A 15191-nucleotide genomic window follows, 5' to 3' on the forward strand; every position below is an offset into this window, starting at 1 on the left:
TTCATACTCATCTTTTAACGGAGTTTTTCCTTCAAGAATATAGAGCCTGTTTCATATCTCATGAGTAGCAATTCTTTTTAGCATCAAACGAATAAAGCAAAGATTGAGTTTAGCTGTAGCATTAACGAGAGTTCTCTCAAAGTTCTTAACTAAGATTTTGCATCTTTCAACCCAAGCATTTGACCTTTCAATTACCCACCTTGTCGGCACAACTACAAACCCAGACAGACCTTTTTCTGCCTTCTGTTGCTTTGATACCTTAGGAGAAATTTCAAACCTAATCTTAGTCATAATCTCAGGATATATCTTCTCTAGTTCTTGGATCAGTTTCTCGATATGATAACCACTATCCAGCAATATCGTAGTTAGCGTAATGTCATCTGGTTTCGATTTGAAGTAATCAATGTTAATCGTTAACATCTCAATCAGTCCTTGGTCATCTGATACATTTGCTCTTGTTAAATACCCAGAGTGTCAACGGCTAAATGTCTTTTGATCCCGTTAGTTGCTTTGTAGGAGCAGAAGCCCTTGGATTCTATACTTGCATTACAAGTATTTTTCACTGCTTGTGAGTCAATGATGATTAAAGTTGTCCATTTTGATTTTTTTGACTGTTCACGGGCTGTTGCATGTAAAGCTTCCATAATCGCAGTAAATGTACCTGTATCTTTCCACTCCTTGTAGTATCGATAGACTGTAGAGAATGGTGGTAAGTCTCGGGGCATATCTCGCCAATTACAACCGTTTTTGAGTTGGTAGAGTATGCCGTCTAAAATTTGTCTTTTTGTCCAAGTTGGCGGTCTAGTTTGCTTTTTCTTTGGGAGCAATGGTTCTATAATTTCCCATTCTTTATCTGTTAGGCTACTTGAGTATGGATTTAGCATTTTCTAAGCATCATACATCTTGCTCATAATAGATATGAAACAGGCTCTATATGAACGTAATATTGGCTCATGCGTGCCTAAATCCACAGACGAGAACAAAGGCTGTGAAGATACGTGCGCTCTCCATAGCATTGATAGAAAGAAAAGTTTTAATTTATAAAAATCAACATCCTCAATTAAATAAAGAGGTTGGTTAGTCAAAAGATCATACTGAATTATCTTATTCAAAAATGATTTTGATAGAACTTCGTATCCATGTTTATCAAATTGGTCAAATTTTTTCTCGCATTCACTGCAAACTATAGTCGGATCATAAATTCCCTTTAGAGATCTTTTTGAGGTTAGTATTCCTTTGTCAACCCTAATTACTCTATAAGGACTTCTTTCTTCATGTATTCCCCAAGGACTATTAGCAGAACGATTATAAAAACTCTGTGGAATGATATGTGCTTTAACAAGCTTTGGATGATAGGAAAGACAAAGTTTACATTTCATCATTGATTTAGAAAATATTGTTTTTATCCAAAGCCTTTAGCTTTAGCTTGTTCAATTGAAATAATGTATGGATGCAGTAGATTATTATCTTGCAGATATCTTGTAACTTTTCTAACATTCTTGGTCGTAACAACTTTAATAAATTCTTCTTGTTTAGCAAGAAAAACCATCAATGCCAGATCACCAAAGATGTCAAAACCCAATAGTTTTTTGGTGTTGCCTCTCAATGAATTTTGAAGATAGCTACCTAAATTAGAAGTTTCAGAAACATAATGCCCTCTTCCTCCTGTAACATCTGAAATGGATTTGACTTTATCAAGATATTTACGAACTTCTAAGGGTGGTAAATTGTTTATTGCCTCAGCTTTACAAAATTGATGATTCAAAACCGATAAAGTCTTTCTACAAGGAATAGGGTGCTTTTTATGAATTGAACAAGCTCCTTCTCCATTAAGTAACGGACACATCCCTATGTTAATACGACGAGACTTTAAGTAATCTAATTCACTCTTACTTTCTTTTACATATTTAATTAACTTGTCTAAGTAAGTTCTTAACTTATCTTCATTTACTACATCATTATTGAAATTATCAGAAATCAATAATGCTTCCGCGAGAGTTATGCTAACAGGAAGATCACAGCAGTTGTTGCAGCCTTTGTGACAAAATACTTGACCGCCAGAAGAGGTGTAATTTTCTATCCACGTTTCTATAAATGAGTCAAGTTGATTATAAACTTGCTGGATTTCAGATTTTAGGACTTCAACAGCATTCATTACTTATTTCTAGTTTTAGTTTATCTGGCTTCAACTCTAACATACTCAATATTTGCCAGATTGATTTTATCGTCATAGATGAAATTCAGATTGCCATGATCGCAAATACTATGTCTACCGACCGCAATCGTTGTGACTATTTAAGTATGCCTGCAACCAAAGCTCAAATCCAAAAATTCCTCAATTTATGGGTTAGTGCAATCCTCCAAATTCCCTATAAATTTTAAACCGAATTTTAAGATAGGCTAACCCGATGGATATGAGTAAGTTTGATTAGCGCATCGGAAGAATTTAGAGTAATCATTTGGTTAATCATGAACATAACTTGATCGGGCTTGAGAATCCAACCGTCAGGAGTTTGACTACCCACATACCTTAAAGACTCACCATCAATTGACTCTAGCAAATATAGGCGATCGCGGATTTCCATCATGTATTCATGCCCTGATTTTGAGGTTTTAGGAATCAGAATAGAGGTGGTATCTTTAATCTGAGCGATCGCCAGATCCAAAACATTCCGATCAATTTCATTAAATGTAAGAATATATTCAGCCTTAGTAATGGCTCGTTCCGCCGAAATCGCTTTTAGATCTATTTGCTCAACTGCATAAATCGGCATATCCGCAGGTAGCTTAGAAGATAGCCGTTCCCTAAATTCCAGAATATCCATTGTTTCTGAGAGTTCAAAATCGGCAATTTTACCCGAACTGGTAACACCCAAAGCTAAGGCACTGGCGAGGGAAAACTTAGGCGTGGGATGGAAACCTTGACTGAATGCCATGGGAATTTCGGCTCGGCGTAGCGATCGCTCTAATAGTCTGATTAAATCCAGATGGGAAACTAAAGCCAATTTACCTAATTTACCAAATGTAATTCTAATTCTCTGCACAGGTTCTGATGCCTTCTGATTTGCATTCCCCAAAAATTCAGGAATAGGAGGCGCAGGAATAACAATATTATGTCCAAAGTCAGGGCTACATACTCCACACTTAGAGCAACCATGAAAGGAACAATCAGGAACGGTAACTGCAGTGATCGCCTTTTGCCAGTCTTCCTTTAGCCAATTTTTATCGATCCCCGTATCAATATGATCCCAAGGTAAAACCTGATCCATATTTAAGTCAGGACTAGTCCAAGTTAAACCTGCTAGTTCTAGGGACTGCTGCCAAGCTCCAAAAGCCCGTTCCGCATTTTCAAACCAAGCATCCATTCCTGCCCCTAGTTGCCATGCGGTTTTTATCACTTTTCCTAAATGGCGATCGCCCCGACCCAGAATATCTTCCATTGCTGAAATTCGCACATCGGTATAGTTCACTTTTACCCCCCGTAGCTTCCGAAATTCTGATTTAAGCAGTTTCTGTTTACGCAAAAAATCCTCTGGCGAAACTTGGTGCCATTGGAATGGAGTATGGGGTTTAGGGGTGAAGTTGGAAATAGTCAGATGCACATTGAGAATTTTACGATTTGGTAAGCGACATTCCTCTTGTAATAAGGCGATCGTATCGACAATGCCAATTACATCCTCATCGGTTTCCGTGGGTAAGCCAATCATAAAGTAGAGCTTAACTTGATTCCAACCCTGTTCGTAAGCAATTTTTACGCCCCGTAGGAGTTCTTCATCGGTAAGTCCTTTATTAATTACATCTCGTAAACGTTGGGTTCCCGCCTCTGGGGCAAAGGTTAAACCCTGCTGTCTGCCATCTTCACTTTTCAGAATATTGGCAATATTTTGATCAAAGCGATCGACTCTTTGACTGGGCAACGAAAGGGAAATATGCTGATTTTTAAGGCGATTTTTAATTTCCATACCCACGGAGGGTAATGCCAAATAATCAGAACAGGAAAGGGATAAAAGGGAAAACTCATTATAACCTGTTTCCTTCACTGCCCTTTCAATGGTACTAACCACAGCCTCTGGTTTGACATCCCTAGCTGGACGGGTGAGCATTCCGGGCTGACAAAACCGACATCCTCTAGTACAACCTCTTCTAATTTCGATGGTCAGGCGATCGTGAACTGTCTCTACTAAAGGTACTAATCCAATACTATGTTCAGGCATAGGCGCAGCCACTCGCCGCAGGATTTTGGCAGGAATATCACCACGGTTGGGAATTACGGCACCATCTTGGTAACGATAAAATTGTGGTACATACACCCCATCCACTTGAGCTAAATCCAGCAATAACTCTAGGCGAGATTTTTCTGCTAATTTGCCCAGTTTTATGACCTCCCCAATCTCAGGCAACAGTTCTTCCCCATCCCCTAGGGCAAGAAAATCAAAAAAGTCAGCATAGGGTTCAGGGTTAGAGGTAGCAGTTTGTCCACCCGCAAAAATTAATGGAACATGATCTATGGCATTGCCTTCTTGGTTACGTTCCTGCCAAGTAAGGGGAATATGTGCCAAGTCCAGCATTTCCAGAATATTAGTGGCTCCTAGTTCATAACTAAGACTAAATCCTAAAATATCAAATTCCCTTAGGGAACGTTGAGACTCAACTGCAAATAGAGGTGTATGAGTTTCACGCAGCTTAAGAGCTAAATCAGGAGCAGGTAAGTAGGAGCGATCGCACAGTTGTCCCGATTGAGCATTTAAAATACTGTAAAGAATAATATGCCCCAAATTAGAGGCTCCCACTTCATAGATTTCTGGATAGGTCAAGCACCAGCGCACTAATGCCAACTCCCAAGGTTTATGCACAGCCCCCAGTTCATTACCTAAATACCGAGCAGGTTTAAGAATATCAGCCGTGATTAACTCAGAAATAGGTGCAGACATAATCCAATAAGAACAAATAGGAGACACTGAAATTTTAGCCGAGTCATCCATTAAAATCGAATATTTAAGATTGCCATATTTCAGATTTGAGATAAATCAACATTTTTAAGACACACATTATCTTAATTGATGCCTTTAAGATCAATACGAGTAAAGTCTTTCTTGCTCTCACTATATTCCCTTAATATTCGCTCTCTCATAATTTTTGAAATATTATTCTTATGTATTCTCAAATTAAATTCTTAGCATGAGTATTCCCGAAATCGTTGAAACCCAAAGGCAGTTCTTCAATACGGGTGTGACTAAAGAGCTTAAATTTCGGCTGGAGCAATTAAAGCTATTAGCGAAAATTACCGAAAATAACGATCGCAGAACTTTAGATGCCCTCAAAGCAGATTTACACAAACCAGCGATCGAGGCTTATGGTTCTGAAATTTTAGTCACCCTAGGGGAAATTAAATATACACTCAAGCATCTCAAAAGTTGGGTCAAACCGCAGAAAGTACCAACTCCCCTCAGTCAATTCATTGCCAGCAGCTATATTTACACTGAACCTGTCGGCGTAGTTTTAATTATTAGTCCGTGGAACTATCCCTTTCAGCTTGCTATTGCCCCCTTAATTGGCGCGATCGCGGCGGGGAATTGTACCGTAATTAAACCCTCAGAATATGCGCCCCATACCTCAGCCTTGCTTGCAGAATTAATTTGTGAGAATTTCGATCCTAGATTTTTAACCGTAGTCCAAGGGGAAGTGGAAACCAGTCAGGCACTCTTAGCAGAGAAATTTGATCATATCTTTTTCACGGGTGGTACTGAGGTGGGAAAAATTGTCATGGGGGCAGCAGCCAAGCAACTTACACCTGTAACCCTCGAACTCGGTGGTAAAAGCCCCGCCATTATTGATGCCGAATGTGATTTGGATTTAGCGACAAAACGCATGATTTGGGGCAAGTTTTATAATGCAGGACAAACCTGTATTGCCCCAGACTATGTTTTAGTCCATGAATCTATTAAGTTCGCTGTCATAGCTAAAATTAGGCACTATTTACAGGAATTTTACGGTAATCAACCCCAACAAAGCCCCGACTATGCCCGTGTAATTAATCAGCGTCAGTTTGATCGCCTAATTGGATTAATCAAAGATATAGATCAAGCTCAAATTATTATCGGTGGACACAGTGATCGCCAAACCCTATATATTGCTCCAACTGTAATTGATGTTCATGCCGATCAGTTAGATACCAATCTCATGCAAGAAGAGATATTTGGTTCAATTTTACCGATACTTACTTATAAAAATTTGAATGAAGCGATCGCCTATGTAAATGCCAAACCTCGTCCCCTAGCTCTATATTTCTTTTCGACTAACAAGCAAAATCAAGATCGACTTATTCGTGAAATCTCCTTTGGTGGTGGCTGCATCAACGATACAATCATGCATCTTTCTACACCAGAATTACCCTTTGGTGGCATCGGTAATAGTGGTATAGGCAGCTATCACGGTAAGGCATCCTTTGATACGTTTTCCCATCGTAAAAGCATTCTTAAAAAATCATTTCTCTTCGATCTAAAATGGCGATACCCACCGTATAAAATTAGCTTTGAATTAATGAAAAAGCTAATAAACTAAAGATCAGAAATGCCTATATTTAGGATTAGAGCCTAGTTGATATTCTCACAATAACTATGGCGATCGCATCCCATCAATCTCTTGAGCAATCTTCTACAAGTTCTCAACTATACGAACAAAACTTTTGTCTATGGGTAGAGTAAGCAAATTTACCGAACTAGATATGGAGAATTTGCCTGCACTGCTCCGTTTAGCTTTAGTAACTATTTTCACCATTTTTATGAATGTATCTTTTTGAACTCCACAATACCTATTGAACTCTTCTAATGGCTTTTTACTTAAAGCATTAATTGGTTTTCCTAAATTTTATACTTTTACTCTATCCTAAGAGTTTCGCAAGAGGTCTAATATTTACCAGAGGAATAATTGGCTTACACTGTCGTGACTCAAACGATCAAGATCTTGTCTAAGCGCAGATAACTCACATACTTGCAAGTATAAAGTGTAGAGATGGCAATTAAACTTTGCTGTTGAAGGTTTTGTCTTTATATTTGTCAGAGTTGCGGAAAAATCAAGCTCAAGTAAAACTAACACTCGATCACATTATTCCATTAACCCAATGTGAAACTAATGATTTAAGTAACTTACAAACTTTATGCTCAGCTTGCAATAGGCATAGGTATAATAAGCACGATCCCAGATTTCAACGCCGTTTTAGTGACTGATTCAGTAGTTGGTTTGCGGAGAGTTATTTAGATTACTTCTTATTACGATCTTAACGTGATGCTCTAACCGTCTGAGCTATGTATTCTTAGGCTTAAAATATAATACAAGTTAAGCTAGGTTATGCTTATAAGGCTTGTAAAAAAACTAGTGTATTTGGCATGGGACAGAATCTAACATTTCCTATCAGTGCTGTGGTAGGGCAGGAAGCAATTAAAACTGCATTACTCTTAGCCTCTATTGATCCAATGCTAGGGGGAGTAGCGATCGCTGGACGTAGAGGAACAGCTAAGTCAGTCCTAGCAAGGGGAGTTCATGCTTTATTACCACCGATTGAAATTGTGGCAAACTCTATTAGTAACTGCGATCCAACCAAGCCTGAAACGTGGGATTCAGCTACAAACCCAGATATAGTCGAAACAAAAGTAATTCCAGCCCCTTTTATCCAAATTCCCTTAGGTATAACTGAAGATAGATTAATAGGATCGGTGGACGTGGCAAAGTCGGTGCAGCAGGGCAAAACCATCTTCCAACCTGGCTTATTAGCAGAAGCTAATCGGGGGGTACTGTACGTGGATGAAATTAATTTACTTGATCCCCAAATATCTAATCTTTTACTCGCAACTTTAAGTAATGGAGTTAACCAAATCGAACGTGAAGGCATAAGTTTTCAGCACCCCTGTGAGCCAATTCTTATTGCTACATATAATCCCGAAGAAGGAGCTTTAGGGAAACATTTGCTGGATCGCATTGCTATTCATTTATCAGCCGATGAGGTTTTAGGTATAGATGATCGGGTAGAAGCGGTGGATATGGCGATCAGTTATGCTAATTCTCCCGCAAGTTTTTTAGCTCAATATCAAGGGAATTTAGACAATCTGCGTACCCAAATTATTTTAGCGAGGGAATGGTTAAAGGATGTTCAAATTAGCTCGGCTCAGATTAATTATTTAGTCCAAGAAGCAATTCGGGGCGGAGTTCAGGGACATAGAGCAGAACTATTTGCTCTAAGAGTAGCAAAAGCTTTGGCAGCGTTAGATAGCAGAGTAAATGTCAATGCTGATGATTTGCGTACTGCCGTCGAATTAGTAATTGTTTCCCGCTCAACCATCAAGCCCGAACAACAGCAACCTCAACCACCTAATGCTCCACCCCCACCTCCTCAAAACTCTAATCAAGATCAAGAAAATCCTGAGGAACCAGAGGATGAAGAAGAGCCAGAAGAAACCCAAGAGCCACCTAGCATACCTGAAGAGTTTTTATTTGATCCAGAGGGAGTAATTCTTGATCCAGAGGTAATGTATTTTGCTCAAACTTTTACTAAACAAGGAAATTCTGGCTCGAGAAGTTTAATTTATTCCCAAGATCGAGGACGCTACATTAAACCCGTATTACCTCAAGGTAAGGGTGATCGCATAGCGGTCGATGCCACATTAAGAGCTTGCGCTCCCTATCAAAAAGCACGCCGTTTAAGGAACCCTCATCGTAAAGTGATTGTGGAAAACCCTGATATTCGTGCTAAGAAATTAGCAAGGAAAGCAGGAGCATTAGTCATATTTCTGGTGGATGCTTCTGGATCAATGTCATTGAATCGAATGCAATCAGCCAAAGGAGCAGTATTAAGACTTTTAACTGAAGCATACCAAAATCGAGATCAAGTTTCTTTAATTCCATTTCGGGGTGAACAGGCAGAGGTACTTTTACCACCTACGCGTTCTATTGAAGCGGCAAAAATTAGATTAGATGTATTACCCTGTGGTGGTGGATCACCTTTGGCACATGGCTTAACCCAAGCAGTCCGTGTCGGTATCAACGCCAAAGCATCTGGAGATATTGGGCAGGTAATGATCGTAGCCGTTACGGATGGTAGGGGAAATATTTCCTTAGGGCGATCGCTAGGTGAAACAATTGATCCAGAAAATAAACCGAATATTAAAGAAGAGCTTTTAGAAATTGCCAAAAAAGTTAGAGCTTTGGGAATAGCCCTATTAGTGATTGATACTGAGAATAAATTTGTTTCTACAGGATTTGCTAAAGAGTTAGCAGCGGCGGCAGCAGGCAAGTATTATCATCTACCTAAAGCTTCCGATCAAGCGATCGCCAATGTCACTAGAAATGCAATTAATGATATGCGGAATTAACTTTTACTAATTTACAGTTTTTTATAGGTTTGTGTAGTATCAGGTACAAGGTTGGAACCCCTGCGTGCGCTGTATCTCCACCCCCCCAGAAGATCCCGAGGATTGTTTCATTCTTCATAAAAATGAAAAGACTAGAATGAAAAGACTAGGCAATAAATATGAGTTAGAATACTACAGCTAAAGATAGTATAAAAAATCGGAAAAGAGTCTAATTGATTATCTAAAAGAAATACCAGATTTTCGAGAAGCAATTGGGCGTAGACTGTGGTTGATATTGTTAATCATGATTATGGGCATAACCAGTAGAGAATATGGATGCCGAGGGCTAGGAAGATTTGTCAAGCGTTATCGATGAGGCAAAGCCCAAATATGTCATCTGGGAAAACGTATTTGGAGCGATTTATACGGGCAGACTTGATGAATTCTTGTGAGGACTATAGAGCCTGTTTCATATCTCATGAGTAGCAATTGTTTTTAGCATCAAGCGAATAAAGCAAAGATTGAGTTTAGCTGTAGCATTAACGAGAGTTCTCTCAAAGTTCTTAACTAAGATTTTGCATCTTTCAACCCAAGTACCCACCTTGTCGGCACAACTACAAACCCAGACAGACCTTTTTCTGCCTGCTTTTGCTTTGATACCTTATACCAAATCGTTAAATACGAGCTACAGATAAAGCTTCTAAAATATAATCCCACCCAACAATCGAAGCAATTACCTCCTGAGTCATAACTTCTAACCTTTCCCGCATTAATGCACGCAACTGGTCAAGATCTTTTGGCAGTTTCCACCTCAACCCTAATTTGAAATGCTGCCACACTCTTTCAATGGGATTAGTCTCAGGTGCATGGGCAGGCTGAAATAGCAAAATAATATTTTTAGGAATCTTTAACCGTTTTGCTCTGTGTGCTCCTGCTTGATCCACTTGCATAACGATGATGTCACCTTGAAAATATGCGCTTACTAAGTTCAGAAATACTTGGAAGCATTCACTATTAAGGTGAGTAAATTCATAGAAAAAGCTTTCCCCTGTTGATGGTTCTACAATTCCATAGAGGTAAGTTGCCTTAAACTGCCACTGAACTTTACCTTTGGGTTTGACTCCTCTTGCTGTGATCTTCCTTCCACTAATTGTCTTTAACCCAATTCGTGTTTCATCTTGACAAAAGAATCTCACTTTGCCATTTAGTCCGATTATATTAATGCCAAACCAAGCAATCATGCTTATAATACTGGCAAGGTTTTTTTATATGCTTCTACTTGCTCTTCTGACTTTCCTGCGCTGACTGGACGTGTCACTTTCGGTCTGGCTTTCAGCCGATATCGGACTAGATGATGCACAGTTTTATAGTTTGATTTGATTCCTAATTGGTTCTCTAACCATTGGCAGATCTGCCCATAACTTTCAAAGCCTTCTGCTTCTTCCAGCTTTTTTATCAATGCTTTCTGCGCCCATTGTGGAATACTCTGTTTTCGCCCTGTTCTAGGTTTATGTCCTAATAGTCCTACTATTCCCCCTTTGCGATAATTCCCTAACCAATCTTGCAATGTAACTCGATGCCGTCCCAGTATTGTCGATGCTGTCTGGATTGTGCTTGCTTGTTTTGTTTTTAACAGATACAGCATCTGAATTCTTTCTTTATCTGATGCGGTCTTTTGCACTCTCAGCATATGTTTTAGCTCTTCTTCACTTTCGCTGATCTCTAATTTGTATAGAGCCTGTTTCATATCTATTATGAGCAAGATGTATGATACTTAGAAAATGCTAAATCCATACTCAAGTAGCCTAACAGATAAAGAATGGGAAATTATAGAACCATTGCTCCCAAAGAAAAAGCAAACTAGACCGCCAACTTGGACAAAAAGACAAATTTTAGACGGCATACTCTACCAACTCAAAAACGGTTGTAATTGGCGAGATATGCCCCGAGACTTACCACCATTCTCTACAGTGTATCGATACTACAAGGAGTGGAAAGATACAGGTACATTTACTGCGATTATGGAAGCTTTGCATGCAACAGCCCGTGAACAGTCAAAAAAAATCAAAATGGACAACTTTAATCATCATTGACTCACAAGCAGTGAAAAATACCTGTAATGCAAGTATAGAATCCAAGGGCTTCTGCTCCTACAAAGCAACTAACGGGATCAAAAGACATTTAGCCGTTGACATACTGGGATTTCCTTTCTTTACCTATTTAACAAGAGCAAATGTATCAGATGACCAAGGACTGATTGAGATGTTAACGTTTAACATTGATTACTTCAAATCGAAGCCAGATGACATTACCCTAACTACGATATTGCTGGATAGTGGTTATCATATCGAAAAATTGACGACTGATTTACAGAAGGTTTATCCTGAGATTATGACTAAGATTAGGTTTGAAATTTCTCCTAAGGTATCAAAGCAACAGAAGGCAGAAAAAGGTCTGTCTGGGTTTGTAGTTGTGCCGACAAGGTGGGTAATTGAAAGGTCAAATGCTTGGGTTGAAAGATGCAAAATCTTAGTTAAGAACTTTGAGAGAACTCTCGTTAATGCTACAGCTAAACTCAATCTTTGCTTTATTCGCTTGATGCTAAAAACAATTGCTACTCATGAGATATGAAACAGGCTCTATACTTGGTAAAGAAAAAATATTAGTAATAAAAAATGCGCCAAAGCTACGACAGTGATTTAACAGATCAGGAATGGGAAATAATTGGAGGAATGCTACTAACCCCATCAAAGCTAGATAGACCAGTAATTGTAGATAAGCGAGAAGTCGTGAATGGTATTTTCTACATATTCAAAAATGGCTGTACATGGAAAAACTTACCGCATGATTAACCGTATATTTCTACTTCCGAAGATGGACATTCATCGGGTTAATGGTAGAGATAAATCAGAAATTAAGTGAACGAGTAAGGATAGAGGATGGAAGAGAAGCAACAGCAAGTTTGGCAAGTCTACATAGTCAAACGGTGAAGACAACGGAAAGTGCAGGGAGCTGAGGTTTTGATGGAGGCAAAAAAATCAAGGGTAGAAAACGGCATATTATCGTAGATACTCTGGGATTATTAGTAGGAGTGGTTGTACACACTGCTGACATTGGAGAACGAGCCAGTGCAAAGTTACTATTAGAAAGCTTAAAATATCCATTGACAAGACTAAAAAAGATATTAGTAGATAAAGGATATTCTGGAGCAGAGATGACAGATTGGGTTAAAGAAAACTTTAATTGGGTCTGGGAAGTAAGTAAAAGTCCAGATAATCAGAAGGGATTTATAGTGGAATCGAAACGTTGGGTAGTAGAGAGAACCTTCGCATGGTTAGGTAAATGTCGGAGGCTGAGTAAAGACTATGAATATCATGAAAAAATGTCTGAGTCCTTTGTATACTTGTCTTTAATCCGCATAATGCTCAGAAATTTGTCCCCCGTGAATTCTTAAATGGGTTCTAAGAGAAACTCACGAATTTTGGTTTCGTTAAAGGCTCCTTGCTCCCTCAGTTCTTGGGCAATATTCTGTCCGTCTATAAATTCTTGTACTAGGTATTGTCGCCCCTCTTGTTCAGTATGTGCCAAAAGTTCAGGAATTTGAGCATGTTTGCCCAGCTTTTCTAATTGTTCTACCTCTTGCTGAAAAAGTTCGCTGGCTTTCTGCATTCCTACGCCAGTATAAGTAAATTGCTTAATTACACATTTAGGTTTCGATGGCTTACCCTCATCCTGTGCTAGTAAAGTTTTACCAAAAACACCCTGCCCGATTACCTTAAACGCACGATAGCGATCTTGAATTAATAATCTTGCTCCACACTTAGCGCAAAAATTGGCATTGGAATGATTGACAGTAATACAGGCAAGGCACAGGCTCATAACTATTAATTTCCCTGTCGTTTAAGGCTGTTATAGCCATATTAATATATTTTACCAGTGAGAGGCTCAGAAATTTAACCCGCTATTCGCAATCTTAGGTGCTTTTTTAAGTAGACTTTATAGCTCGACACAGCGCAGTCCAGCAAATATTTGGCGTACATGGGGTTGGTACCAGTTCCGAAAAGACGATCGCAAAGTATAGGAACTACTAGCCCAACTGCCGCCCTTAAGCACATAGTGTTGTTGATCGAAATAGGGACTGGAATACCCAGAATATGGATAGGGCAGAAAATTCGGATAGGGATGAAATAAACTAGATGTCCATTCCCAGACTTGACTTTTACCAAGCAAGCGATCGCCCAAATAGTTAGCTGCTTTTTCCCATTCTGCTTCTGTTGGTAATCTCATACCTGCAAAATTAGCGTATGCCTTAGCCTCATACCAATTAAGCCCACAAACTGGACGGTCAGGATGATCGCCAAAAATCTGCCAATGTAAGGCTTTTGATACCTGCTCCTTTTGTAACCATTGCCATCCCGCTTGACTCCACCATTTTTGATCGCAATAAGCACCCGCACTTATAAAGTTTTGATATTGTCCTTGTGTCACAGGATGGGCAACAATCCTAAAACTATCCACATACACTGCATGGGCGGGACTCTCATTATCCATAGCATTAGGGCGATCGCTACCTTGCGTAAAATACCCAGAGGGAATTGTAATTAGTTCAGGCTCACCAATTTGGCTCAGGCTTTGTTTCAGACTTTCAGTTAATCCATCAGTTAATATAATTGGGGATGGAAGTTGACCCTGCAACTGTAAAACTATAGCTATGGTCTCAGCGTGTTGGCTTTCATGTTGAATCAACCATTGCCACAACTTTTCTTCTTCTTGGGATAACGAGCTAGATTCTAAGTAACCTAGCAGGCGATCGCTCACCAAATTCACATAATCAAGTACTTCAGATATTTGCGGTAATCCCACTCGCTCCGACTTTGTCAATCCATCCACCGTAAATAACTGTCTATACTCTGGCTTGGTGGGAGCTAAATCCGCGTACTTAACTACTATCCAATCATCCCAAACCTGAGCAATATGTCCAAGGTGCCAACCTACGGGACTAAATTCGGGATGTATCTGGGTTGAGAAAACTTGATAATCTAACTTCTCAAATAGAGATAAAGTATTGCTACGGCAATCCAAAAAGTCTTTCTGAATCAGGGTTTTAACAGATGAATTCATCTTGGCTTGACTAAAAATCTAAACTAACTGAACAAATAACTGAACAAAAACTGAAAGCAAGAATGTCTCCCAGAATACACTAATAGCCCATAGCAAATGTGAAGGATCACCTAGCTAATGCTAAACTATGACCGATAACGAGTTCAAAGTTAGCCCCATGGAAACCTTGCGAGAGGAAAATAATCGACTTCAACAGGAGTTACAGCAACGAGACCTCCTTGTTCAACAGCTATCAGAGGAGATACTGCGCCTTGTTAAGGGTAATATTGCCTTTCTGCCCAATCAGGCTTTAACTGATCAACATGCCGAGGAAATGCGATCGCTTAACCATAAACTCGCTAATGCCGAAGAGCAACTTATCCTCAGCCAACTTTTACTCAAAGAACGAGATCAGCAAATCCAAGAACTGCGCCATGCCCTAGCTGAGTCAAATGCTCGCTCCCAAGACTTGCAACATAAAATAGAGAACTTACCCGCCGTCTATGGTAATAAATTTTCTGAGCGGATGGAACCAGTCAAATCCAAAGTTGAAGAACTGCAAAAACAAAATAGCCAACTAAATTCTGAAGTCCAAAATCTTAGCCATCGCCTTGCCCATAGTACTCCACCACAACGCATTGAAGTTCCAGAAATTCAAACATCAGGTCTGTCTTTACCAACCTTTGGCGATGATTAACTGGACTTAATTAAGTATGCTTTATAGGTGTGATTTTATATGATTTCGCA

At 39.4% G+C, this 15191-nt stretch carries 16 protein-coding genes and 1 pseudogene; 8 read left to right on the forward strand and 9 right to left on the reverse strand.

Annotation, left to right across the window (positions count from 1 at the left end; genetic code table 11):
* Positions 1–51 precede the first annotated feature (51 nt).
* From SYN7502_RS20865 to SYN7502_RS03400, 4 genes are all read right to left on the reverse strand, one after another.
* Positions 52–420, reverse strand: coding sequence for a transposase (locus SYN7502_RS20865; protein WP_246828961.1), 369 nt, complete (start codon positions 418–420; stop codon positions 52–54).
* Between the two features lie 38 nt (positions 421–458).
* Positions 459–884 (reverse strand): IS5 family transposase, encoded by a 426-nt coding sequence (locus SYN7502_RS20870; protein ID WP_068841717.1) that lies wholly within the window; start codon positions 882–884, stop codon positions 459–461.
* 518 nt (positions 885–1402) lie between these two features.
* Positions 1403–2155, reverse strand: coding sequence for a YkgJ family cysteine cluster protein (locus SYN7502_RS03390; protein ID WP_015167489.1), 753 nt, complete (start codon positions 2153–2155; stop codon positions 1403–1405).
* Positions 2156–2390: 235 nt separating this feature from the next.
* Positions 2391–4931, reverse strand: coding sequence for a TIGR03960 family B12-binding radical SAM protein (locus SYN7502_RS03400; protein WP_015167490.1), 2541 nt, complete (start codon positions 4929–4931; stop codon positions 2391–2393).
* 247 nt (positions 4932–5178) lie between these two features.
* On the opposite strand from SYN7502_RS03400, the gene SYN7502_RS03405 reads away from it, so the two are divergent.
* The 3 genes from SYN7502_RS03405 to bchD all read left to right on the forward strand — a co-directional run bounded on the left by SYN7502_RS03405 (position 5179) and on the right by bchD (position 9365).
* A complete protein-coding gene (locus tag SYN7502_RS03405; protein WP_015167491.1) occupies positions 5179–6561 on the forward strand; it encodes an aldehyde dehydrogenase in 1383 nt (460 codons plus the stop codon).
* A 500-nt stretch (positions 6562–7061) separates the two neighbouring features.
* A complete protein-coding gene (locus SYN7502_RS18695) occupies positions 7062–7226 on the forward strand; it encodes an HNH endonuclease (RefSeq protein WP_246829019.1) in 165 nt (54 codons plus the stop codon).
* Positions 7227–7385: 159 nt separating this feature from the next.
* Positions 7386–9365 (forward strand): magnesium chelatase ATPase subunit D, encoded by a 1980-nt coding sequence (bchD, locus tag SYN7502_RS03410; RefSeq protein WP_015167493.1) that lies wholly within the window; start codon positions 7386–7388, stop codon positions 9363–9365.
* A gap of 546 nt (positions 9366–9911) precedes the next feature.
* On the opposite strand, the gene SYN7502_RS20875 is transcribed toward bchD, so the two are convergent.
* Genes SYN7502_RS20875 through SYN7502_RS20395 form a run of 3 tightly spaced genes read right to left on the reverse strand, consistent with a single transcriptional unit; the run spans position 9912 to position 11091 of the window.
* Positions 9912–10061 (reverse strand): hypothetical protein, encoded by a 150-nt coding sequence (locus SYN7502_RS20875; protein ID WP_246829021.1) that lies wholly within the window; start codon positions 10059–10061, stop codon positions 9912–9914.
* Positions 10019–10585 (reverse strand): IS630 family transposase, encoded by a 567-nt coding sequence (locus SYN7502_RS20390; protein ID WP_015168490.1) that lies wholly within the window; start codon positions 10583–10585, stop codon positions 10019–10021. The genes SYN7502_RS20875 and SYN7502_RS20390 overlap by 43 nt, the downstream gene beginning before the upstream one ends.
* A gap of 2 nt (positions 10586–10587) precedes the next feature.
* Positions 10588–11091, reverse strand: a complete 504-nt coding sequence (locus tag SYN7502_RS20395; protein ID WP_015167991.1) for a helix-turn-helix domain-containing protein — start codon at positions 11089–11091, stop codon at positions 10588–10590.
* 34 nt (positions 11092–11125) lie between these two features.
* Between SYN7502_RS20395 and SYN7502_RS03425 the strand changes: the two genes are divergently transcribed.
* The 4 genes and pseudogenes from SYN7502_RS03425 to SYN7502_RS20405 form a co-directional block, all read left to right on the forward strand.
* Positions 11126–11437, forward strand: a complete 312-nt coding sequence (locus SYN7502_RS03425; protein WP_015168729.1) for a transposase — start codon at positions 11126–11128, stop codon at positions 11435–11437.
* Positions 11391–11975: a transposase gene (locus SYN7502_RS03430; RefSeq protein ID WP_371257776.1), complete on the forward strand. Its 585-nt coding sequence runs from the start codon at positions 11391–11393 to the stop codon at positions 11973–11975. The genes SYN7502_RS03425 and SYN7502_RS03430 overlap by 47 nt, the downstream gene beginning before the upstream one ends.
* A gap of 44 nt (positions 11976–12019) precedes the next feature.
* Entirely contained in the window at positions 12020–12196 is a 177-nt protein-coding gene (locus tag SYN7502_RS20400) for a transposase (RefSeq protein ID WP_081581074.1), read from the forward strand.
* A gap of 176 nt (positions 12197–12372) precedes the next feature.
* Positions 12373–12798 (forward strand): annotated as a pseudogene (locus tag SYN7502_RS20405) (IS5 family transposase); the annotation flags it as partial.
* On the opposite strand, the gene SYN7502_RS03440 reads toward SYN7502_RS20405, so the two are convergent.
* Positions 12795–13223, reverse strand: coding sequence for an inactive serine/threonine-protein kinase VRK3 (locus SYN7502_RS03440; RefSeq protein WP_015167494.1), 429 nt, complete (start codon positions 13221–13223; stop codon positions 12795–12797). The pseudogene SYN7502_RS20405 and the gene SYN7502_RS03440 overlap by 4 nt on opposite strands.
* 117 nt (positions 13224–13340) lie before the next feature.
* On the reverse strand, positions 13341–14465 hold the full coding sequence (locus SYN7502_RS03445; protein WP_015167495.1) for an SUMF1/EgtB/PvdO family nonheme iron enzyme: 1125 nt from the start codon (positions 14463–14465) through the stop codon (positions 13341–13343).
* Between the two features lie 127 nt (positions 14466–14592).
* Between SYN7502_RS03445 and SYN7502_RS03450 the strand changes: the two genes are divergently transcribed.
* A complete protein-coding gene (locus tag SYN7502_RS03450) occupies positions 14593–15141 on the forward strand; it encodes an Npun_F5560 family protein (protein WP_015167496.1) in 549 nt (182 codons plus the stop codon).
* Positions 15142–15191: the final 50 nt, after the last annotated feature.

Origin of the sequence: Synechococcus sp. PCC 7502 (genome assembly GCF_000317085.1) — a bacterium.
Taxonomy (GTDB): domain Bacteria; phylum Cyanobacteriota; class Cyanobacteriia; order Pseudanabaenales; family Pseudanabaenaceae; genus PCC-7502.